Annotated in this window: 16 protein-coding genes; 7 read left to right on the top strand and 9 right to left on the bottom strand. The window is 71.5% G+C overall.

The features are described 5' to 3' along the window. Window positions 1-352: 352 nt before the first annotated feature. Window positions 353-3133, top strand: a complete 2781-nt coding sequence (locus AHOG_RS27335) for a VanW family protein (protein ID WP_245856476.1) — start codon at window positions 353-355, stop codon at window positions 3131-3133. Window positions 3134-3467: 334 nt separating this feature from the next. Here the strand turns inward: AHOG_RS27335 and AHOG_RS27330 are convergent, their stop codons facing one another. From AHOG_RS27330 to AHOG_RS27305, 5 genes are all read right to left on the bottom strand, one after another. Next, window positions 3468-3896, bottom strand: a complete 429-nt coding sequence (locus AHOG_RS27330) for a heat shock protein transcriptional repressor HspR (protein WP_093943871.1) — start codon at window positions 3894-3896, stop codon at window positions 3468-3470. Between the two features lie 436 nt (window positions 3897-4332). After that, entirely contained in the window at window positions 4333-5520 is a 1188-nt protein-coding gene (gene dnaJ / locus AHOG_RS27320; RefSeq protein ID WP_093943869.1) for a molecular chaperone DnaJ, read from the bottom strand. A 22-nt stretch (window positions 5521-5542) separates the two neighbouring features. Beyond that, on the bottom strand, window positions 5543-6436 hold the full coding sequence (locus tag AHOG_RS27315; protein ID WP_245856475.1) for a nucleotide exchange factor GrpE: 894 nt from the start codon (window positions 6434-6436) through the stop codon (window positions 5543-5545). Continuing rightward, window positions 6433-8298, bottom strand: coding sequence for a molecular chaperone DnaK (gene dnaK, locus AHOG_RS27310; protein WP_093943868.1), 1866 nt, complete (start codon window positions 8296-8298; stop codon window positions 6433-6435). The genes AHOG_RS27315 and dnaK overlap by 4 nt, the downstream gene beginning before the upstream one ends. 224 nt (window positions 8299-8522) lie before the next feature. Then, window positions 8523-9200, bottom strand: coding sequence for a hypothetical protein (locus tag AHOG_RS27305; protein WP_093943867.1), 678 nt, complete (start codon window positions 9198-9200; stop codon window positions 8523-8525). A 60-nt stretch (window positions 9201-9260) separates the two neighbouring features. Here AHOG_RS27305 and AHOG_RS27300 point away from each other — a divergent pair, with 60 nt between their 5' ends. Then, on the top strand, window positions 9261-10553 hold the full coding sequence (locus AHOG_RS27300; protein WP_093943866.1) for an adenylosuccinate synthase: 1293 nt from the start codon (window positions 9261-9263) through the stop codon (window positions 10551-10553). An 82-nt stretch (window positions 10554-10635) separates the two neighbouring features. Here the strand turns inward: AHOG_RS27300 and AHOG_RS27295 are convergent, their stop codons facing one another. Then, window positions 10636-12264 carry a Na+/H+ antiporter gene (locus tag AHOG_RS27295; protein ID WP_093943865.1) on the bottom strand — a complete coding sequence of 543 codons (1629 nt, stop codon included), beginning with the start codon at window positions 12262-12264 and terminating at the stop codon, window positions 10636-10638. 133 nt (window positions 12265-12397) lie between these two features. Here AHOG_RS27295 and purD point away from each other — a divergent pair, with 133 nt between their 5' ends. Then, window positions 12398-13669, top strand: a complete 1272-nt coding sequence (purD, locus tag AHOG_RS27290) for a phosphoribosylamine--glycine ligase (protein WP_093943864.1) — start codon at window positions 12398-12400, stop codon at window positions 13667-13669. A 374-nt stretch (window positions 13670-14043) separates the two neighbouring features. After that, window positions 14044-14535, top strand: a complete 492-nt coding sequence (locus tag AHOG_RS27280) for a hypothetical protein (RefSeq protein WP_157737074.1) — start codon at window positions 14044-14046, stop codon at window positions 14533-14535. A gap of 126 nt (window positions 14536-14661) precedes the next feature. Here the strand turns inward: AHOG_RS27280 and AHOG_RS27275 are convergent, their stop codons facing one another. Further along, on the bottom strand, window positions 14662-15837 hold the full coding sequence (locus AHOG_RS27275) for an aminotransferase class I/II-fold pyridoxal phosphate-dependent enzyme (RefSeq protein WP_093943861.1): 1176 nt from the start codon (window positions 15835-15837) through the stop codon (window positions 14662-14664). 384 nt (window positions 15838-16221) lie between these two features. Here AHOG_RS27275 and AHOG_RS29200 point away from each other — a divergent pair, with 384 nt between their 5' ends. Further along, window positions 16222-16395 (top strand): hypothetical protein, encoded by a 174-nt coding sequence (locus AHOG_RS29200; RefSeq protein WP_169725784.1) that lies wholly within the window; start codon window positions 16222-16224, stop codon window positions 16393-16395. A gap of 200 nt (window positions 16396-16595) precedes the next feature. Here the strand turns inward: AHOG_RS29200 and AHOG_RS27270 are convergent, their stop codons facing one another. Next, on the bottom strand, window positions 16596-17213 hold the full coding sequence (locus AHOG_RS27270) for an HAD family hydrolase (protein ID WP_093943860.1): 618 nt from the start codon (window positions 17211-17213) through the stop codon (window positions 16596-16598). Between the two features lie 180 nt (window positions 17214-17393). Continuing rightward, window positions 17394-18407, bottom strand: coding sequence for a threonine aldolase family protein (locus AHOG_RS27265; protein WP_281258099.1), 1014 nt, complete (start codon window positions 18405-18407; stop codon window positions 17394-17396). Between the two features lie 244 nt (window positions 18408-18651). On the opposite strand from AHOG_RS27265, the gene AHOG_RS27260 reads away from it, so the two are divergent. Together AHOG_RS27260 and AHOG_RS27255 are read left to right on the top strand one after the other, a co-directional pair. After that, window positions 18652-19170 (top strand): SigE family RNA polymerase sigma factor, encoded by a 519-nt coding sequence (locus AHOG_RS27260; protein WP_093943858.1) that lies wholly within the window; start codon window positions 18652-18654, stop codon window positions 19168-19170. Between the two features lie 39 nt (window positions 19171-19209). After that, the gene (locus tag AHOG_RS27255; protein WP_093943857.1) at window positions 19210-19920 is read left to right on the top strand and encodes a hypothetical protein; all 711 of its coding nucleotides are present in this window, start codon (window positions 19210-19212) and stop codon (window positions 19918-19920) included. Window positions 19921-20594 lie beyond the last annotated feature (674 nt).

Below are 20594 nucleotides of genomic sequence, written 5' to 3'. Positions count from 1 at the left end.
CGACGTGTCAGACGTACCAGCAAGCCCACGATCCGAGCGGAACGACGGCGACGCCGCCCGCGAGGCCACGCAGGGGCATGCCACGCAGCAGCCGGGTCCGCCGGCAGACGCAGACACCGCTCCGTTCCGGCCGGTGCGGCCGGATGCGGAATCGGTCGGGCCGGCCGCACCCGCGAGCGCACCCGCACCGGATCAGGGACCGTCGAACCAGGCCAGGCTCGGCCAGGAGCAGCCGAATCAGCCACAGACTGGTCAGCACGGGTCCGCCACCGGACCCGCACCACGACCGTCCCCCGAAACGGACCGTGCTCCGGAACGCACGTCGTTGTTCCGCCCTGTCCAACCCGACGTGATGCCGCAGGCAAGTCGGGAGCAGAACACGCCGCAGCAGACTCCGGAGAGCACTTCGCTGTTCCAGCCGGTGCAGCAGCCGCCCGCCGGGCCCCGACAGAACGCACAGCCCTCGCCGCAGCAGGCCGAGAGCACCTCGCTGTTCCAGCCGGTCCGTCCGCAGCCCACCCACCAGCATGGCTCGCCGCAGCAGGGCCGGGCCGGGCAGCCGCCGTCCCCCGACGCGCAGCAGCAGACACAGCCCGCTCAGAACCGGTCGAACCCGCAACATGGCCGGCAGCACCCCGGGGCCTCGAACCAGCACAGACCCGATCGCTCCTCCGATCAGACCACCGCGGCACTGTCCGGCTCCCTCTCCGGGTCGCTCGGCGGCGACAGCCGGGACCACGGGCCGGGCGCTTCACCACAGGGCGACGGTCCCGGACAGCAGGGCGCCGCGTTGAGCGGTTCGCTGTCCGGCTCGCTCACGCCGCACTCGGCGGGCCCGAACCCGCCTGCCGAGGCCGAACCTGAGCGCACGACCACGTTCTCGCCCGTTCGAGACGCCGAGACCACCCGCTTCGAGGGCACCGGCGCAGGTCCGACGCCATCGGCCGGGCAGTCCTCCCTCTCGGGCAGGCTCGGCGACGACGCGGAGACCACCCACGTCGCCGCAGGCTCGCTCGGCAACGCCGGATACGCCCAGCAGACCGAGGCCATGTCGACCACGGCCCTGCCGCAGAACCCACAGCAGGTCACCACAGATCTGAACGCCGCCCGGCCCACCGAGAACTTCGCGGCGGCAGGCCGGGACCCCGACGGCGACCCGGCCTTCCAGGGCGCGCTGATCGGCTCCTTGTCTGTGCCCCCGGCGGGCAACCCGGGTTCGGACGAGCCGCAGACGGTGGTGATCCCCAGGATCGACGCCGGATCGCAGCAGGCGGAGCCGCAGGGCGGATTGACCGCGCTGTTCGACGGCAGCGAGGAGGCCGCGGCGGCAGAGCACGCTCGGCAGGAAGTCGCACGTCGGGAAGCCGACGGCGAACCGGACTCTAATTATCCGATGAGCGATGCCGAGTACGCCCGCAGACTCAGCAAGGTCAAGCGTGGCGGCCTGATCGCCGCCGCCGCCGTCGGCGTGCTCGGACTACTCTACGGCGCCGACCTCATGCTCACCTCCGATCAGATCCCCAGGGGGGTCACCGTCGCAGGCGTCGCCATCGGCGGCATGGATCGGGGCGAGGCCGAGGAACGGCTGCGCACCGAGATCGGCCCGCGGCTCGACGCCCCGGTCGCCGTGCGGGCGGGCGACGTCGAGACCGAGATCGACCCGGAGACGGCGGGCCTCACCCTGGACTGGGACCGGACCCTCACCCAGATTCAGGACCAGCCGTTGAACCCCTTCATCCGGCTGTCCTCCTTCTTCACCAGCCGGGACGTCGACGTCGTGACGGCCACCGATCGCGCGGCGCTGACCAGCACCGTGGAGGCGCTCGCCCCCGAGGTCGATCGCGAGCCCGCCGAGGGCACCATCGAGTTCGAGGGCGCCACGCCTGTCGCCGTCGAGCCGGTCAACGGCCAGAACCTCGACGTCGGCCGATCCGTCGACGTCCTGTACTCGGGCTGGGCGGACGGCAGACGGCTCGACCTCCCGGTGAACGTCGTGGAGGTCAGCACCACCAGCGAAGGCATTCAGCAGGCGCTCACCGACTACGCGGAACCCGCCGTGAGCTCTCCCGTCACCATCACCGGCGACGGCAAGAACGCGATGCTGGAGCCCGGCGCCATCGCCTCGGCGCTGTCCTTCTCCTCGGACGACGAAGGCGGTCTGCGTCCGGAGCTGGACATGGGCAAGGTGACGGAGTCACTCGCGCCGCAGCTCGCTGACACGGAGGAGGAGGGCAAGGACGCCGAAATCTCCTTCGGTGGCGGATCGCCGACGATCGAGCCCTCCGTGGACGGCCGGGGCATCAACTGGGAGAACACGCTGGAGACCCTGCCGGACGTGCTGAGCTCCACCGACCCCGCCGAGCGCACCCTCGCGGCGGAGTACGAGGAGCAGCCGGCCGAGATCACCACCGAGCAGGTGGAAGGCCTGGGCATCAAGGAGGTGATCAGCACCTTCACCACCGGAGGCTTCGCTCCCGACTCCGGCATCAACATCCGGCAGGCCGCCCAGGAGGTCAACGGCGCGATCGTCCTGCCCGGTGAGACCTTCACCCTGAACACCCACACCGGTCCGCGTGGGACGGCCGAGGGATACGTGGACGCGGGCATCATCCAGGACGGCGCACCCGGCCGAGCGGTCGGCGGCGGCATCTCTCAGTTCGCCACCACGCTCTACAACGCCTACTACTTCGCGGGCCTCCAGGACAACGGCCACCAGGAGCACAGCTACTACATCAGCCGCTATCCCGAGGGGCGCGAGGCGACCGTCTTCCAGAACCCGGACGGCAGCAGCGTCATCGACGTCGGCTTCGTCAACGACAGCGACACCGGCGTGGCGATCCAGACGCACTGGACGCCCAGTGAGGTCACCGTGACGATCTGGGGCACCAAGCGCTACGAGGTCGAGTCCGTCACGGGTCCGCGCACCAACCACACCGAGCCGCAGACCAAGGAGATCCCCGAGGGCGAGCCGTGCAGCCCGAGCAACGGGGGCGCGGGCTTCACCGTCACCGACACGCGGATCATCCGCGATCTGTCGGGCAACGAGGTCCGGCGCGACGGCCCCCGCTCGGTCGTCTACAACCCGCAGCCCCGCATCGTCTGCGGCGGGAGCGGCGACGACGGCGACGAGTGATCCTCGGGTCGAACCGATGAGCAGCAGGCCGGGCGAGGCGAATCCTCTCGCCCGGCCGTCCTCGTCGTAGGACCGCCGGCGTGGTGCGTGCTCCCGTGTCGGGCCTGCTCAGCCGGACGACCGGGTCCCGCCGGCGGTGTCCGAGTCGGGTGCGGCGGCCGTGGTCCGCAGGCGAGTGCCGCTCGATCGATCCCGTGCCCAGCGACCGCCTGCGCCTACATCGGTCGAGAAGTCGGGGCGCCGCTGAACAGGCACATCCCGGCACACGGGCTCCGGCGGGGTGGACCGCCCACCGCGACGCCGGACATCCGCGCCGCCGACCACGCCGCGCGGGTCAACGCGACTGCGGACGCCAGACCACCAGCGCGGTCTCGTGACGCACCGGCACCAGGTCTCGACGGTATGAGGTGTGCACGGCGGCGGCGGCCTGCTCGGCGGCGACCCGCGCGGCCGCGACCTCGTGTGCCAGCTCGTGCACCTGCGCCCGCAGGTCCTCGACCTCGTTCTCCAGTTCGATGATGCGCTTGACGCCCGCGAGGTTGACGCCCTCGTCCTGGGAGAGCCGCTGCACTTCGCGCAGCAGGCCGATGTCACGCGCCGAGTAACGCCGCCCGCCGCCTGCCGTGCGCCCCGGCGACACCAGCCCGAGCCGGTCGTAGGTACGCAGTGTCTGAGCGTGCAGTCCGGAGAGCTGGGCGGCCACCGAGATGACGAACACCGGAGTGTCCTCGTCGACTCCGGGCGGAAACGGGATTCCGGTCATGTCGTCTCCTCCGCTTCAGGTCTCCGCTGTCACGACTCGGCTGGTCAGGTCTCGGCGGTCACACCACCGCGGCCGGGACCGGAGGCCTCGGCGACCGCGATCCGACGGCTGCGGGGAAGACGCCGCGGGCAGGCCGCGACGTGGCTGGTCCGCGGCGCGCGTCCGCCGCCGACGGTGCTCCGGAGCGGACCGTTCCCGCGCGTCCGTCGCCGCGCCCCGCCGTCTGCCGTCGCCGCACCGCCGCGAGGGAGACGCGGCACACCGGTCCGACGGGCCTCCGGGGCATGCCCGGAGTGAGCACCGGGCACGTGCCCGCGGCGCGCAGGCGGCTGGTTCCCCACCATGAGATACCCGGTACGGGCGCTCACCACGCCGGACGGCGGTCCGAGCCGGATCGCCGTCGCCGCGGCCTCCGCGGTGGGGAACACGTCGGTGCTCACTCTCGGTGTCCGTCGTTCAACAGTCTGGTCAGTTCCGCGCGAGGATCATGATCCTCGGTGGCGTCGGCGTAGGCCCGCAGGGCCTCCTCCGCCTTGCCCTCCAGCCGGGACGGGACCGTGACCTGGAGGGTCACGAGGAGGTCGCCCGTCGAGCCGTCGCGCCTGCCGATGCCGCGCCCGCGCACCCGCAGCACCCGGCCGCTCGTCGTGCCCGGCGCCACCTTCACCGACACCCGCCCGTCGAGGGTCGGCACGCTCAGTGTGGCGCCCAGCGTCAGTTCGGGAAAGGTCACCGGCAGCGCCAGCGTCAGATCGTCACCCTCTCGGCCGAACACCGGATGCGGGGTGACGTGTACTCGCACGTAGAGATCGCCTGCGGCGGCGCCTCGCCTGCCGGGCTCGCCCTGCCCGGAGAGTCGAATGCGTTGTCCGTCGGTGACGCCGCTGGGAATGCGCACCGTCAGCGTCCTGGTCTGGGTGCTGACGCCCTCGCCGCCGCACTCGGGACAGGGGTCGTCGATCAGCTTGCCGGTGCCCCGGCAGTCACGGCACGGCTCGCTGAACGCGAAGGCGCCCTGACTGCGGGTGACCAGTCCCGCTCCCGAACACGTCGGACAGGTCCTCGGCGAGGTCCCCGGCCGCGCACCCGAGCCGTGACAGGTGGTGCAGGCCGCCGGGCTGGACAGTCGCAGCGGAACGGTGGCGCCCCGGATCGCCTCGACGAAGTCGAGACGGATCTCGGTCTCCACGTCCGCGCCGCGCTGCGGTCGGGCGCCGCCCTGCTGGGCGCCACGCTGTTTGCCGAAGAGGCCGCCCAGGATGTCGCCGATGCCGCCCGCTCCGCCTGCCGCGCCGCCGCCCCGGTTGGCGAACATGTCGCTGAAGTCGAAGGTGCTGTTGCCGAAGCCCTCGAAGTTGTTGGGGCGGAAACCGCCGCCGCCGGAACCACCGAAGAGCCTGCGCGCCTCGTCGTACTGTTTGCGCTTCTCCGAGTCGGAGAGGACCCCGTAGGCCTCGGACACGGCCTTGAACCGGGCCTCGGCCTTGGTGTCACCGGGATTCGCGTCCGGGTGCAGCTCCCTGGCCAGCTTGCGGTACGACCGCTTCACCTCGTCAGAGGACGCGTCGGGAGGGACGCCCAACTCCGCGTAGAAGTCCTTCTCGATCCAGTCTCTCGCGCTCATTCGGACGTCCCCCCTTCTCCGATCAGTCTTCCTTGTCAGCCGACTCGCCGACAGGGTCGGACGACGAATCGGCTCGCTGATCCGCCGACGACGTCTCGGCCGCCGCAGGCTCGGCTGCGCCGGGCGCCGCGGCCTCGTAGTCGGTGACCGCCACCAGAGCGGGTCGCAGGACGCGGTCGCCGAACCGGTAACCGCGTCGTAGGACCGTGGTCACGGTCGGCCCGGACACGTCGGGGGACGTGTCGTGCTGCACCGCCTCGTGTGTCGTCGGGTCGAACGGCTCGTTCACCTCGCCGAAGGGTTCCAACCCCGACTTGGTGAGCGTCCCGATCAGCTTGTCCGCCACCGCGCGGAAGGCCCCGGTCAGATCGCCGTGGGCCTCGGCCCGCTCGAGGTCGTCCAGCACCACCAGGAACTCGGCCGCGAGCTGCGCCCGCCCCGAGACCGCTACGGCCTCCCGATCGCGGTCGACCCGCTTGCGGTAGTTCGCGTACTCGGCGTTCAACCGCTTGAGGTCGGCGGTGCGATCGGCGAGCTGACGGGTGAGGTCCTCCCACTCGGCCTGCACCGGGTCGGCGGCACCCGACGGCGCGGAGGCCGTCTCGGCCGCCGCCTCCGCAGCCTCAGCCGCTGCCGTGAGATCGGCGACGTCGTCCTCGGTGGGGAAGACCGGCTGATCGGCCGCCGCGTCGGCGGACTCGGTCACCGCGTCCGCCCCGGCGCCCGGAGCCGCCGTCGTCGCGTCGGCGGATTCCTCGGACGGCGCTGCCTGCTTGTCGGACGTCGCCTCGGCGGGCTCGGACACACGCACCTCTCCGGTCTGGGGGTCGATGCGACGGCGGTCGTGAAACGCGAACCGCGGCTGCTCCGTCCCGCCGTCGTTCTCGCCGGTCTCCGCTCGGTCCGCGGAACTCACTTCTTGTCCTTGTCGTCCTCGTCGACGATCTCGGCGTCCACGACGTCGTCCTTCTGCGCCCCGGCGCCTGCCCCGCCGGGTGCCTCGGCGCCCTCGGCGCCGGGAGCGCCCGCGGCGGCTCCGGATTCGGCGTAGAGCGCCTGTCCGAGAGTCTGGGACTCGGTGGCCAGCTTCTCCACCGCCGTGCGGATCGCGGCGACGTCGGTGCCCTTGAGCGCCTCCTTGGCCTCGGTGACGGCCGAGGTGACCTTCTCCTTGGCGTCGGCGGGCAGCTTCTCGTCGTTGTCCTTGATGAACTTCTCGGTCTGGTAGACGAGGGTCTCCGCCTGGTTGCGGACCTCGGCCTCCTCGCGACGCTGCTTGTCGTCCTCGGCGTGCGCCTCGGCCTCCTGCATCATCCGGTCGATCTCGTCCTTGGGCAGAGCCGAGCCGCCGGTGATGGTCATCGACTGCTCGTTGCCGGTGCCCAGGTCCTTCGCGGACACGTGCACGATGCCGTTGGCGTCGATGTCGAAGGTGACCTCGATCTGCGGCAGGCCGCGCGGCGACGGCGGCAGGCCGATCAGCTCGAACATGCCGAGCTTCTTGTTGTAGGCGGCGATCTCCCGCTCGCCCTGGAAGACCTGGATCTGCACCGACGGCTGGTTGTCGTCCGCGGTGGTGAAGATCTCCGAGCGCTTCGTGGGGATCGTCGTGTTGCGCTCGATGAGCTTGGTCATGACGCCGCCCTTGGTCTCGATGCCCAGGGACAGCGGGGTGACGTCGAGCAGCAGGACGTCCTTGACCTCGCCCTTGAGGACGCCCGCCTGGAGCGAGGCGCCGACCGCGACGACCTCGTCCGGGTTCACGCCCTTGTTGGGCTCGCGTCCGCCGGTGAGCTCGGTGATCAGCTCGCCGACGGCGGGCATCCGAGTGGAGCCGCCGACGAGGACGACGTGGTCGATGGCCGAGACCGAGATGCCCGCGTCCTTGATGACGTTCGAGAACGGCGCGCGGCAGCGGTCGAGCAGGTCCGAGGTGATGCGCTGGAATTCGGCGCGGGAGAGCGTCTCGTCCAGGAACAGCGGGTTCTTCTCGGAGTCGACCGTGATGTAGGGCAGGTTGATCGTGGCCGTCGACGAGGAGGACAGCTCGATCTTGGCCTTCTCGGCGGCCTCGCGCAGCCGCTGCATGGCCATCTTGTCCTTGGTCAGGTCGATGCCCTGCGAGGACTTGAACTTCTCGACGAGCCAGTCGACGACCCGCTGGTCCCAGTCGTCACCACCGAGGAGGTTGTCACCCGAGGTGGCGCGGACCTCGACGACGCCGTCGCCGATCTCCAGCAGGGACACGTCGAACGTGCCGCCACCGAGGTCGAAGACCAGGATGGTCTGTTCCTTCTCGCCCTTGTCCAGGCCGTAGGCCAGCGCGGCCGCGGTCGGCTCGTTGACGATGCGGAGCACGTTGAGGCCCGCGATCGTCCCGGCCTCCTTGGTGGCCTGCCGCTGGGCGTCCTCGAAGTAGGCGGGCACGGTGATCACGGCGTCGGTGATCTCCTCGCCGAGGTATGCCTCGGCGTCTCGCTTCAGCTTCTGGAGGGTCCTGGCGCTGATCTCCTGCGAGGTGTACTTCTTGCCGTCGATCTCCACGGTCCAGTCGGTACCCATGTACCGCTTGACCGATCGGATCGTCCGGTCGACGTTGGTGACGGCCTGGTTCTTGGCCGACTGACCGACCAGCACCTCGCCGTTCTTCGCGAACGCGACGACCGACGGCGTCGTCCGCGAACCCTCGGAGTTCGCGATGACCGTCGGTTCACCGCCCTCCAACACGGCGACAACCGAGTTGGTCGTACCGAGGTCGATACCGACCGCACGCGACATCGAGGAACCTCCAGCTAAAGACGTGATCTGTCCGAGCCTGAGCGGCTCACGCTCAAGTCTGACAGACCTTTCGGCCCACGCAAGCGACTTGAGCGAGTCGCGCTCAATCTTCCTGCCTGTGAACGCAGGATAGCGGTGGGAGGTTCCCGTGTCCGTCCGCCGCCGAACGCGAGGAGACGCGGATCACCGTCCCCGCGGCGCGGCCCGCCCGCCTCGGTCGCGCCTCAGACCAGCCCGCGGACCAGTCGAAGGTCCTCGGTGTGTCGGTACCAGATCCACTTGTTGACCGGACGGGCATGGGTCACGCCGTCGCGGACCACGCGCGTCGGCAGACAGCCGATCTGCACCGCCCGACCCGCCGCCGACGCGCCGCGCCCGCCGAAGAGGCTGCGTCGCACGGTCCGCACCAGCAGGCCCTCACCCGCGCCGGGGTCCGGCGTGACCTCCAGCCTGCCTGCCTGACCGCGCAGCACCAGCTCGTCGTCGCAGTACGCGACCCCGCGCAACGGCCCGAGGACGCCCCGGCCGAGCAGCACGCCGCCGACGTCGTCGCGGATCAGGGGCACCCGATCCGGGTCGCCGGAGAGGGCGAGATCCAGGGCGCGGCCCGGGTCGCGCGCGGGCAGTCCCCAGAGATCGGCGACCACCGAGGAGGCCTCGGCGGGCACGTAGCCGACGGCCACCGAGCCCAGCAGCTCGCGGCGCAGGAGTCGCAGCACCACGGCGGCGAGATCGGCGTCGGTCCCGTGCACGAGCAGCCTGGCTTCGGGGAGTCCCGTCAGCAACGGGTCGATCTCGGACTTCCCAGGCGTAGCGCTCACTCGATGCAGTGATATCTCGCTACGCTCAGTGAGGCCGGGGAACTCGTTGTTTCCGCAGGCCAGTGCGACCACAGCCACCATTCGCTCCTGGTTTACCCTCGTTCACCGGCATTGCCCGTTCAGGCTGGTTGGAGAATCCATATGCCCGCGATCGTGCTGATCGGCGCCCAATGGGGCGACGAGGGCAAGGGTAAGGCCACCGACTTGCTCGGTGGGAGTGTGCAGTGGGTGGTGCGGTACCAGGGCGGCAACAACGCCGGGCACACCGTGGTCCTGCCCGATGGTCAGGACTTCGCCCTGCACCTCATCCCGTCCGGCATCCTCACCCCGCGGATCACGAACGTGATCGGCAACGGCGTGGTCATCGACCCCGCCGTGCTGCTGGAGGAGCTGGCCGGACTCGAAGGTCGCGGAGTGGACACCTCGAAGCTGCTCATCTCCGCCGACGCGCACCTGATCATGCCGTATCACGTCGCCATCGACCGGGTCACCGAGCGTTACCTGGGCAAGGCGAAGATCGGCACCACCGGGCGGGGCATCGGGCCCGCCTACCAGGACAAGATCGCCAGGGTCGGTGTCCGGGTCCAGGACCTCCTCGACGAGAAGATCCTGCGCCAGAAGGTGGAGGCGGCCCTGGAGTTCAAGAACCAGGTGCTGGTGAAGGTCTACAACCGCCGGGCACTCGACCTCGAGGAGGTCGTGAACGATGCCCTGGAGTACGGCGCCCGCTTCGCGAGTCGCATCGCCGACACACGGCTGCTGCTCAACCAGGCGCTGGAGCGTGACGAGACCGTGCTGCTGGAGGGTTCGCAGGGCACGCTGCTCGACGTCGACCACGGCACGTATCCCTTCGTGACCTCCTCCAACCCGACCTCGGGCGGGGCGTCGGTCGGCTCGGGCATCGGCCCGACCCGGATCGGCACGGTGATCGGCATCGTGAAGGCCTACACCACCCGGGTCGGCTCCGGCCCGTTCCCGACCGAGCTGCACGACGAGATGGGCGAGCGGCTCCGCAAGACCGGCGGCGAGGTCGGCGTGACCACCGGCCGGTCCCGCCGGACCGGCTGGTTCGACGCGGTGATCGCCCGATACGCGCAGCGGGTCAACGGCATCACCGACTTCTTCCTCACCAAGCTCGACGTGCTCTCCGGGTTGGAGAGGGTGCCGGTGTGCGTCGGCTACGAGATCGACGGCAGGCGGGTCGACGACATGCCGATGACGCAGACCGACGTCCATCACGCCGTCCCGGTGTACGAGGAGCTGCCCGGCTGGTGGGAGGACATCTCCCACTGCCGCAGCTACGAGGAGCTGCCCGCCGCCGCCCGCGCCTACGTGGAGCGGCTGGAGGAGCTGTCCGGGGCACGAGTCTCGGCCATCGGCGTCGGGCCGGGCCGGGAGCAGACCATCCAGCGGCATTCGCTGCTGGGCGGCTGACGGGCCAGGTCGCCGACGATCGGACGGCGGGTCACGGCCCGCCGTCCGCCTGCGGGAGTTCGCCGTCCGCCTGCGGGGGCCCTCAGCGGTTTCGCCAGGAATTGGAGAGCGCCGCCTCTTCGAGGTCCAACTCGCGTAGCACGCGCCGCAGCACCTCGTCGTCGATTCGTCCGCTGTCCCGCCAGCTGATCAGCTCCACCCGCTGGGCGTCGATCAACTGGCGGCGGAGCCGGGTGAACAGTCGTTGAGAGTTCTCCTGCCGTTCCGACTCGCTCTGGCCGAGCAGTCGGATGGCCTCGTCGCCCGCCAGCCGGACGCTGGTGCGCAGCCTGCGGGCGACCTTCTCCGCCTCGGCCTCGCTGGGGAAGTCCTCCTGCGCGATCAACACGTCGAGTCGACGCAGTGCCGCGTTTATGGCGCTGCGTCGCGCCTCGATCTCGCTCGCCGCGTCCTGCTCCTCCTCCGTCGGATCGCTCACGCCGAGCCGCCTGATGAGCCACGGCAGTGTCAACCCCTGCACGAACAGGGTGCCGACGGTGACCACGAAGGCGGTCAGCTGGATCGAGTCCCTGGCCGGGAACGGGCTGCCGTCCAGCGTGGTCAGCGGCACGGCTCCCGCCGCGGCGAGGGTGACGACGCCCCGCATGCCGGTCCAGGACATCACCATGACCTCGCGCCAGGATGGTCGCCGTCGCCCGTTGGTCGGACCGAGGAGCCACGAGACCACCGGGAGGTAGGTCGTGCCGAACAGCCAGACCATCCTGATGAGGATGGCCGCCGCCAACAGGAGGAAGGACGCGCCGATCAGTTGCAGCAGGTCGCGGCCCTCGTCCCGCAACGAGGCGATGACCGTCCGCAGGGTCAGGCCGATCAGCGAGAACACGACGCACTCCAGCAGGAGGTTCACCGCCCGCCAGATGGTCTGCACCTCCAGGCGCTCCCGCGCACCCAGCTTGTGTGAGTGGTGGCCGATGTGCAGGCCCGCGGCGATCACGGCGAGCACCCCGGACCCGTGGAACTCCTCGGCCAGTCCGTAGGCGCCGAACGGCAGCACGATGCTCATCGCCGTGCCCACCCGGCCCGCCGCGTCGCTGCCGGACATTCGTTCCCAGGCCAGCCGTACGCCGACGGCGAGCACGAGACCGACCAGCAGGCCGATGACCACGGCCTGGGCGAAGATCAGGAAACCGCCGGAGAGCGTCGTCGCCGCGCCCAGCGCCGCGGCCAGCGCGATCCGATAGATGGTCAGCGCGACGGCATCGTTGATCAGACTCTCGCCGGTCACCACCGTCATCAGTCGTCGGGGCAGGGCCATCCGGCGGCCGACGGAGGCGGCGGTCACCGCGTCGGGCGGGGCGAGCACCGCGCCGAGCACGAACGCCGCGGCCAGCGGCAGGTGCAGGATGAGCAGGTCGGCGAGCAGGCCGAGGATGACGGCCGTGACCACCACGAGGACCACGCCGAGCTGCAGGATCGGCCGTACGCTGCCCTTGAGGCTGATCAGCGACGAGTCCAGCGCCGCCGTGTACAGCAGCGGCGGGAGCACGACCGTCAGCAGCAGGTCCGGATTGATCACGAACTCGGACAGTCCGGGGATCAGGGAGACCAGCAGCCCGACCCCGACGAGCAGCAGCGGGGCGATCAGGTTGTTCCGTTTGGCGAAGGCCGTCACCAGCAGGGCGCAGAAGAGCACCACCAGCAGCTGGCCCACGCCTGCTCACCGCCTTCCGACGCTCACGACGCACCGACCGTAAACGGGAACCCGAGTCCCCGCCGGGTGGCTCGGCGCGCGTCGCCCCGGGGTAGCAGGCCGCCGCGGGGACGACGGAACTACGCTGCTCGGCGTGCGAATCCTGGTTATCGGTTCCGGTGCCCGCGAACACGCGATCCTGCTTGCGCTGTCGCAGGACCCCGCCGTCACCGCCTTGGCCGTCGCCCCGGGCAACGCGGGGATCGCCGCGCTCGCCGAGACGCTGGGGGTCGACGCGGCCGATCCCGCCGCCGTCGTCTCCGCCGCGACGAACTGGGCCGCCGACCTCGTCGTCGTCGGCCCGGAGGTTCCGCTGGTCGCGGGGCTCGGCGACGCTCTGCGCGCCGCGGGCGTCGCCTGCTTCGGCCCGACGAAGGCCGCCGCCGCCATCGAAGGCTCCAAGGCCTTCGCCAAGGACGTCATGGCGGCGGCGAAGGTCCCGACCGCGCACAGCGAGGTGGTCGACAACCCCGCTCACCTGGACGCGGCTCTCGGCCGGTTCGGCCCGACCTGGGTCGTCAAGGACGACGGGTTGGCGGCGGGCAAGGGCGTCGTGGTGACCCGCGACGTGGACGAGGCCCGCGCGCACGCCTTGACCCTGCTGGACGGCGGACACCCGGTGCTGCTCGAGGAATTCCTCGACGGCCCGGAGGCCTCGCTGTTCTGCCTGGTCGACGGCGCCACGGTGGTGCCGCTGCTGCCTGCTCAGGACTTCAAGCGCGTCGCCGACGGCGATACCGGGCCCAACACCGGCGGCATGGGCGCCTACGCGCCGCTGCCCTGGGCGGACGAGGGCCTGGTGGATCGAGTGGTCGCCGAGGTCGTGCAGCCGACCGTCGACGAGCTCGGCCGACGCGGGACGCCCTTCTCCGGACTGCTCTACGCGGGGTTGGCGCTGACGGAGGCCGGCCCCCAGGTGATCGAGTTCAACTGCCGCTTCGGCGACCCGGAGACGCAGGCGGTGCTCGCTCTGCTGCGCACACCGCTGAGCACCGTGCTGGCCTCGGTGGCGGCGGGCACCCTCGCGGATCTCCCGCCGCTGGAGTGGGCGCCGGGCGCGGCCGTCACCGTGGTGATCGCCGCCGAGGGCTATCCGGGCAGGCCGCGCACCGGCGACGTCATCAGCGGCAGCGAGGCCGACGGTGTGCTGCACGCGGGCACCCGGCGTCGTGAGGACGGCGCGGTGGTCTCCTCGGGCGGGCGGGTGCTCTCGGTGGTCGGCACGGGCGCCGATCTCGCCGAGGCCAGGGACGACGCCTACCGACGGGTGGCGGGGGTGCACATCACCGGCTCGCACCACCGGGGCGACATCGCCTCGGCGGCCGTGCGCGGGGAGGTCGCGGACCCGGCACGGTCGAACGTCTGACCGAGGTCGGCCGCGCGAGCCGCGGCGCGCATGTGCCGGCGGCCGAGGCACTGGGCGGCCGACCCGCTCGGCGGGTCGGAGCGCTCCGACACCCCGGCATCACGACGATCCGCGCTCGGCGGCCTGCGGATTCGGCGGCCCGGTCGTCGGCGTGCGGCGGCTCGGCCGCTCGTGATGGTCTGGCTGTGATCGGGCTCGCGAGCGGGCCGGTCGTCGTCGATCGCTCGGTGATCGGCGTTCGGACCGGTGATTCGCGCCTCATCGTGAGCCCTTTGGCGGCGGGCTGACCGTCGATCGCGTCGGGACCGCCCGTTCGAGCTGCGAATATTAACTTAAGGTGAACCCGACCGCAGCGCGACGACACAGAGGATCTCATGACGACAGACAGGCGACCACGTCCAGCCGGGGCCTTGTTCCATGAGAAGAGGTACCCGCCGCTGTGGCTTCGGTTGGTCGTCCTGTTCAGCGGTCTGACGACGATCGCCGCGGGCGTCCTGTCCTATACGACCGGTGACGAGGGGCCGGCGGGGGCCATCGTCGCGGCGCTCATCGGCCTGCTGATCGTCGCCGTGCTCCTGCCGGTGGCGGGCGTCGTGCTGGTGGCGGACGACATGCTGCTGCTCAGCCTGCGTCCCTTCAACCGTCGCACCATCGCGGCCGCCGACATCAGCGACGTGGAGCAGCTCGGCGAGGTCTCCGGCATGTTCTACGGCGGTGTGGGCTGGCGACGGACCAGGTCCGGGCGGGTGCTGATCATGGGTCGGGGAACACGCGTGCGGGTCAGGACGACGTCGGGTGAGGACTATGTCGTCGTCACCCGGCGCGCGGACGAGCTGCTGGACGCGCTGCGCAGGATCGCGCGCTGACGAGGAGGAACGGCGGCCGGCGCGGGCGAGCGGACCCGCCGCGCCGGACAGCCGAGCCGAACCCGGACGTGCTGAGCGCCGGACCCGCCGAGTGCCGCCCGCCCGAGCCGCGCCGAACGCGCCGGGTCAGCCGCGGTCCAACCACGGGCCGAGCCTGCGCAGCGCCTCGGCGACGTCCTCCGTCGAGCCCGCCACCGACATGCGCACGAACCGCCCGCCGTCGACGGGATCGAAGTCGATGCCCGGCACGACGGCCACCCCCGTGTCGGCCAGCAGCCGCTCGCAGAACCCCATGCTGTCGTCGGTGAGATGCGATACGTCGGCGTAGACGTAGAACGCGCCGTCGGCGGGGGCGATCCGGGCGATGCCCAGCTCGGCCAGTCCGCGCAGCAGCAGGTCCCGATTCGTGCGGTAGCGCACGACCTGTGCGTCGGCCTCCGCGTAGCTCTCCGGGGTGAACGCGGCGAGCGCCGCCTGCTGGGCGAGCGAGGACGGGCAGACGGTGAAGTTGCCTGCCAGCGCGGCGACGGCCGACCGCAGGCCCTCGGGCACCAGCGCCCAGCCCAGCCGCCAGCCCGTCATCGACCAGTACTTCGAGAAGGAGTGCACGACGACGGCGTCGGGGGTGAACTGCCGGGCCGAAGCGGTCCGGGCGCCGTAGGAGATGCCGTGATAGATCTCGTCGCTGATCAGCCGCACGCCGTTGATCCCGCACCAGTCGGACAGCGCGCGAAGCTCCTCGGGGCTGACCACGCTGCCGCTCGGATTGGCCGGGCTGGCCACGATCAGCCCGCGCACCGGCTCGTCCAGCGCCGCCAGCATGGCCGCCGTCGGCTGGAATCGCGTCTCCGGCCCGGTGGGCAGTTCGACGACCTCGCAGCCCAGCGCCCGCAGGATGTTGCGGTAGGCCGGGTAGCCGGGGCGGGCCAGCGCCACCCGGTCCCCGGCCTCGAAACAGGCGAGGAAGGCGAGCAGGAACGCACCCGAGGCGCCCGAGGTGATGACGACCTCCTCCGGGTCGACGGTCAGGTCGTACCGAGTCCGGTAGTGACCGGCGACGGCGGTCCGCAGCTCACGAGTGCCGAGCTGTTCGGTGTAACCGAGGGAGGTGGTGGCCAGCGCCTCGGCGGCGGCGGCGCGGACCGGGCCGGGTGCGGGAGTGGACGGCTGTCCGGCGACGAGCGACACCACGTCGCCGTGCTCCCTGGCTCGTCGTGCGGCGGCCGAGACGACGTTCATCACGTAGAACGGCGGAACCTGCGCCCGGGTCGCGGCGCGCAGTGGATCGAGGGCTGCTGACATGGGAGTCAGGTTAGGTCTTGCCCGCCTGACCCGGGGCGGGCGTGGTGCGGACGTCCGTCGGGACCGACGTCGTGCACCGCTGTCTCGCCGTCGAGATCGGCCCGCCCTCGCGGCGCGGCAGGCGCCGGCTCGCCCCTGTCGCCTGCCCGGGGTCGGCGCCTGCCGCGCGACTCCCGCCTGCCGAACGCCGCCGCGCCGCCTGCCGCCGCGGCGGAGACCCGTGGTGTCGGCTGTCACGCCGCCCTCTCCGTGTGGTCCTCCGCCGGCCGGGATCGGGGATGCCCTGAGCTTTCCCTGAAGTCTGGAGTCGAGTCCGCGTTCCCGCCTCGGCTCGTGCGAAGCTGGAGAGGCGGCGCTCCCGCGCCGTGGAATGGAGGCTCTTTCGTGTCGACTGTGTGGAAGGTCGTCGGCGTCCTGCTCGTCGTCTGGCTGGCACTCTCCGTACTGGGCGCCGTCGTCAAGGGACTGTTCTGGCTGGCGATCGTGGGCGGCGTGCTGTTCGTGATCACGGCGGCGGTGGGGGCGATCAAGAGCGGCGGTAAGAAGCAGCTCCCGTAGCCCGCGTCCGACTCGGCCCGGGCGTGTCCGGGACGGATGCGATCGGCGGACTCCCCGGCGTACTCCGGCACGATCCCGCCCGGCGGGATCGGTGTGTCGGTCGCCGGGCTGGGCGGGACGCCCCCCGGCGCCGGACGCCGCTTCGGGAACGGCTTCGCCGAGCGCGGGTCGCCGTGCGACCCTGCTCGGCGAATCTGGTCTCAGGCGAGGACGCCCAGCTCCGCCAACCGGCCGCGGATGCCCGCCGCGCTGCTCCAGGCCTCGGCCCACAGACCCGCGGTCCTGGCACCGACCACGTTCGCCTCGCGGTCGTCCAGGAAGAGACAGTGCCCGGGTTCGGTGTCGAGTCGTTCGACCAGCCCCCGCCAGATCTCCGGGTCCGGCTTCGCGATACGCAGGTCGCCCGAGAAGACGAGCGTCTGGAAGTGGCGAGTCCACGGCTGCTGCTCGGCGGTCCGCGCGAAGCTCGTCGGTGCGTTGGAGAGCAGCGCTAACGGCACGCCGCGCTCGTCCAGCTCCGCGAGCAGCCGCTCGGTCTCGGCGTCGGTGTGGAGCCAGCCCGCGATGTCGATGCGGGTCAGCGTGGCGGAGACGTCCTCGGTGACCTCGACGCCCAGCCGATCGCCCACGGAGCTCCAGTAGTCGAGATCCGAGCAGCCTCGGTCGTACGGATCACGAGCCGCCCAGTAGGCCGCTTCGAACCGCGTCGGGTCGACTCCGAGGATCGCGGCGAGGTCGGGCAGTGCCGTCGTGCGGCGGCTGATCACCTCGCCGTAGTCGAATACCACCCAGCGGATGTCGGTCTCCGTGGTGGGCATGGCGTCCTCCAGTTGGTCTCGGCGTGGTCTCGTGCTCGTGGGCCTTCATCCTCGCGGAGACGAGGGCGGTCGTCCGCCCGAGGCTTGCCTCCGGAAGGGCTGAGGCGAAGGGGCGCGGGTGCTCGGGCGGCGGCTCGCCGCAGCGCATGGCGCCTCGCCGCAAGGGCACCGGGCGGCGCGTCAGCGGGCGATGCGCCGTAGCACCGTGCGCAGGTCGCCTCGGGTGACGTCTCGATGCGTGACGAAGCGGACCCGCCCGGCCATGGGGGTGGCCAGGACGCCCTGACTCGCCAGCTGTTCCAGCGTGGATCTGACGTCGGCGACCGAAGCGAGCACGATGTTGGTCTGCGGCTGGTCGACCTCCCATCCCAGCTCGACCAGCCCCTTGGCCAGGAAGGTCGCGTTGGCGTGATCCCGTTCCAGCTGATCGAGGCGGTCCAGCGCCACCAGGCCCGCCGCCGCGAGGACGCCGCCCTGCCGGACACCGCCGCCGAGCATCTTGCGCACGCGGCGGGCCTCGGCGATGAACTCGGCGGAACCGGCGATGACCGATCCGACGGGTGCCCCCAGCCCCTTGCTCAGGCAGACCTGAACGGTGTCGACGCCGACGGTCAGTGCCGCGGGCGGCACCTCCATCGCGATCGCGGCATGCCACAGCCGGGCCCCGTCCAGATGCACACGCAGCCCGCCGGCGGCCGCCGCCGACACGAGCAGCGCGTGCTCGTCGGGCGGCGTCACGATCCCGCCCGCGGCGTTGTGCGTGTTCTCCAGGCAGAGCAGCGTGGTGCGCAGCGAGTAGTACGGCCCCTCGGCCGACGCCGCCTCGGTGACGTCCGACGGCGAGATGCGCCCGGCTCCGTCGGTCCACGGCAGGGTGCGGGGCATCCCGCCCGCCAGCCAGGCGGCGGTGCCCAGCTCGTTGTGCAGCACGTGGGAGTGCTCGGCGGCGAGGAAGACGTCGCCCCGCCGGAGATGGAGCATCAGCGCGATGGCGTTGCCCATGCAGCCGGTCGGCACCCACAGCGCGGCAGCCGTGCCGAGCAGACCCGCCACCCGCTCCTCCAGCGCACGCATGGTCGGGTCGCCGTCGAGGACGTCGTCGCCCACCTCGGCGTCGGCCATGGCGCTGCGCATGGCCTTGTCGGGGCGGGTGACGGTATCGGAACGGAGATCGATAGGCGGTAGTTTGGTCACGAACAGATCACACCACAGCCGGAAGTTCGGTGCGAAGATGGCGTTGCGCCGGAGGTTCGCCGTCGGCGGGCGATGGTCCGGCACGGCGGTCCGCGCGCCCGACGCGACACCCTCGGATGCGACGGCGTCCACCGACCGCGAGCCGCTTCGAGCGGGCCGGCTCGGCGAGTCGGACGTGTACATGCAACCGTCTGACGCGGATGTTCCGTCTGAAGACAGAGAGACCAGGAGCGGAGAGTTCCGCGTGGATCAGCGTGAGGAGCAGGAGTTCGCGACGTACTTCGCGGCTCGGCGGGAGGCGGTGCGTCGGATGGCATATCTGCTGTGCGGCGACTGGCACCGCGCTGACGACCTCGCCCAGACTGCCTTCGTGACGCTGCACCGGCGGTGGCACAAGATCCGTGACCGGGAGGCGTTGGACGCCTACGTCCGCCGGGTCGTGGTCCGGGCGATGATCGACGAGACGCGGCGGCCGTGGCGACGAGAGCACTTCGTCGAGCAGCTGCCGGACCAGCCGGACAGCGCGCCGGGGACGGCGGACCGGGTGACCACCAGACAGACCCTGCTGGCCGGGCTTCAGCAGGTGGCGCCGCGACAGCGCGCCGTGCTGGTGCTGCGGTTCCTGGAGGGACTGGACGTGTCGGGCGTGGCGGCGGTGCTCGGCTGCACCGAGGGCACGGTGAAGAGCCAGACCGCCCGAGGTCTGGAGTCGCTGCGGAACGTGCTCGGCGATGCTTTGGATGATCTGAGGTCGGCATCATGAGCTGGACGGCCGTCCGGTGCCGCGAGGAGGTGAGTTCGGATGGATGAGAAGAAGCTGTCCGGGCTGTTCCAGGATGCGGTCGGCGATGCGCCACCCGCCTCGTTCGACGAGCAGGACATCGTGCGCACGTCGCACCGGGTGACCGTACGGCGGCGGATGGCGGCGGCAGGCGGCTCGGTGCTCGGCGTCGCCGTGTTGACCGGCGGACTGGTCTGGGGCGGACTGCTGCCCGGATTCGACGGGCCGGGACCTGCGGGACAACTGGCGCAGGAGGAGTCCGGCGAGGAGGACCCGAGGACCCCCAGCGTCATGGTGCAGCCGCTGCCCGGCGCGGACTCGTCTGCTCCGGACACCGGAGCGGAGCCGCCGATCAGCCGCGTCGAACCGGCGTTCCAACAGGGCTGCGGAGAGGCGGACCCGATGCTCGCGGGGTTGCTGGCCCAAGAGCTGCCCGCGGTCGCCGACGAGACGCCGCGGCCCGCCGACCTGGACTGTCTGCCCGGTGCCAGGGGAGTGAGCGTCGAGGTGCAGGACGACTCGGGCATCGGTGTTCTGTCGATCGTGCTGGCACCGGAGCCCGCTGGGAGCCCTACCGCCGCCGAGCTTCCGACGGACGGAGTGAACGCCTCCATCTCCACGGCGGACGGCGAGCTGCTGACGGTGACGGTGGAGCCCGGACAGGGCTCGGCCGACGCTCCGCATGCCGACGAGATCGGTGAGCTGCTGGCCCGGATCGCCGACCGCCTGTAGGGGGCGACCACAGGCCAGGACGGCCGGGCGTGGCCGCCGCGCGCGGCCGCCCGGCCGAAGCAGAGCGCCCGGCCGAAGTGTCGGGCGCCCGTAGCCATGATCGTCGTGGTGATTCCGGTGTCCGTCGCCGGTGATGGGGCGCCGAATCCGGTCCCGCGTCGCCGTGCCCGCCGACGGTGAGTGCCTGGTGGAGGCGATGCCGTGTCGGGTGGCGCCGTGTCGGGCCGCCCGACGGCGGACCGACGGCTCGGTGCCGGGGACCGCGGGCGGCTGCCGCGTCGCCGGCCGTCGGCGCCCGGGCCGGGCATCGGATCCCCGTCGTCGGCACCCCTGTCGTCGGGGCCCCGTCATCGGCTCGCGGCGCCGAACGGGGGACCACCGTGTCCGATCGGCGGTCGAGCCGTCAGGCCGTCGCGGTGACGTGAGGTCGGCTCGGCGGCTGTCTCGAACCGTGCGCCTGAGCCATGCCGTGCCTGCTCGATGCCTGCCCTGTGATTCGTCCCGACATCCTCTTCCGCCTGGCCGAGGATTCCGGAGCGGCGTCCGGCAGACACGTGGTCCTCGCCTCGCTGTGTCGTGCCGGCTGTCGACCGCCTGTCCGCAGCCGATCGATCCTCGCGCCCGCTCCCCTCGGGATCGCGTCCGGTCGGGATCGAGGCACCGGGCGTCGCGCT

This window comes from Actinoalloteichus hoggarensis (genome assembly GCF_002234535.1).
Classification (GTDB): Bacteria; Actinomycetota; Actinomycetes; order Mycobacteriales; family Pseudonocardiaceae; genus Actinoalloteichus_A; species Actinoalloteichus_A hoggarensis.
The sequence above is the reverse complement of the archived record's forward strand: the minus strand, read 5'-3'. Positions and strand labels throughout refer to the sequence as shown.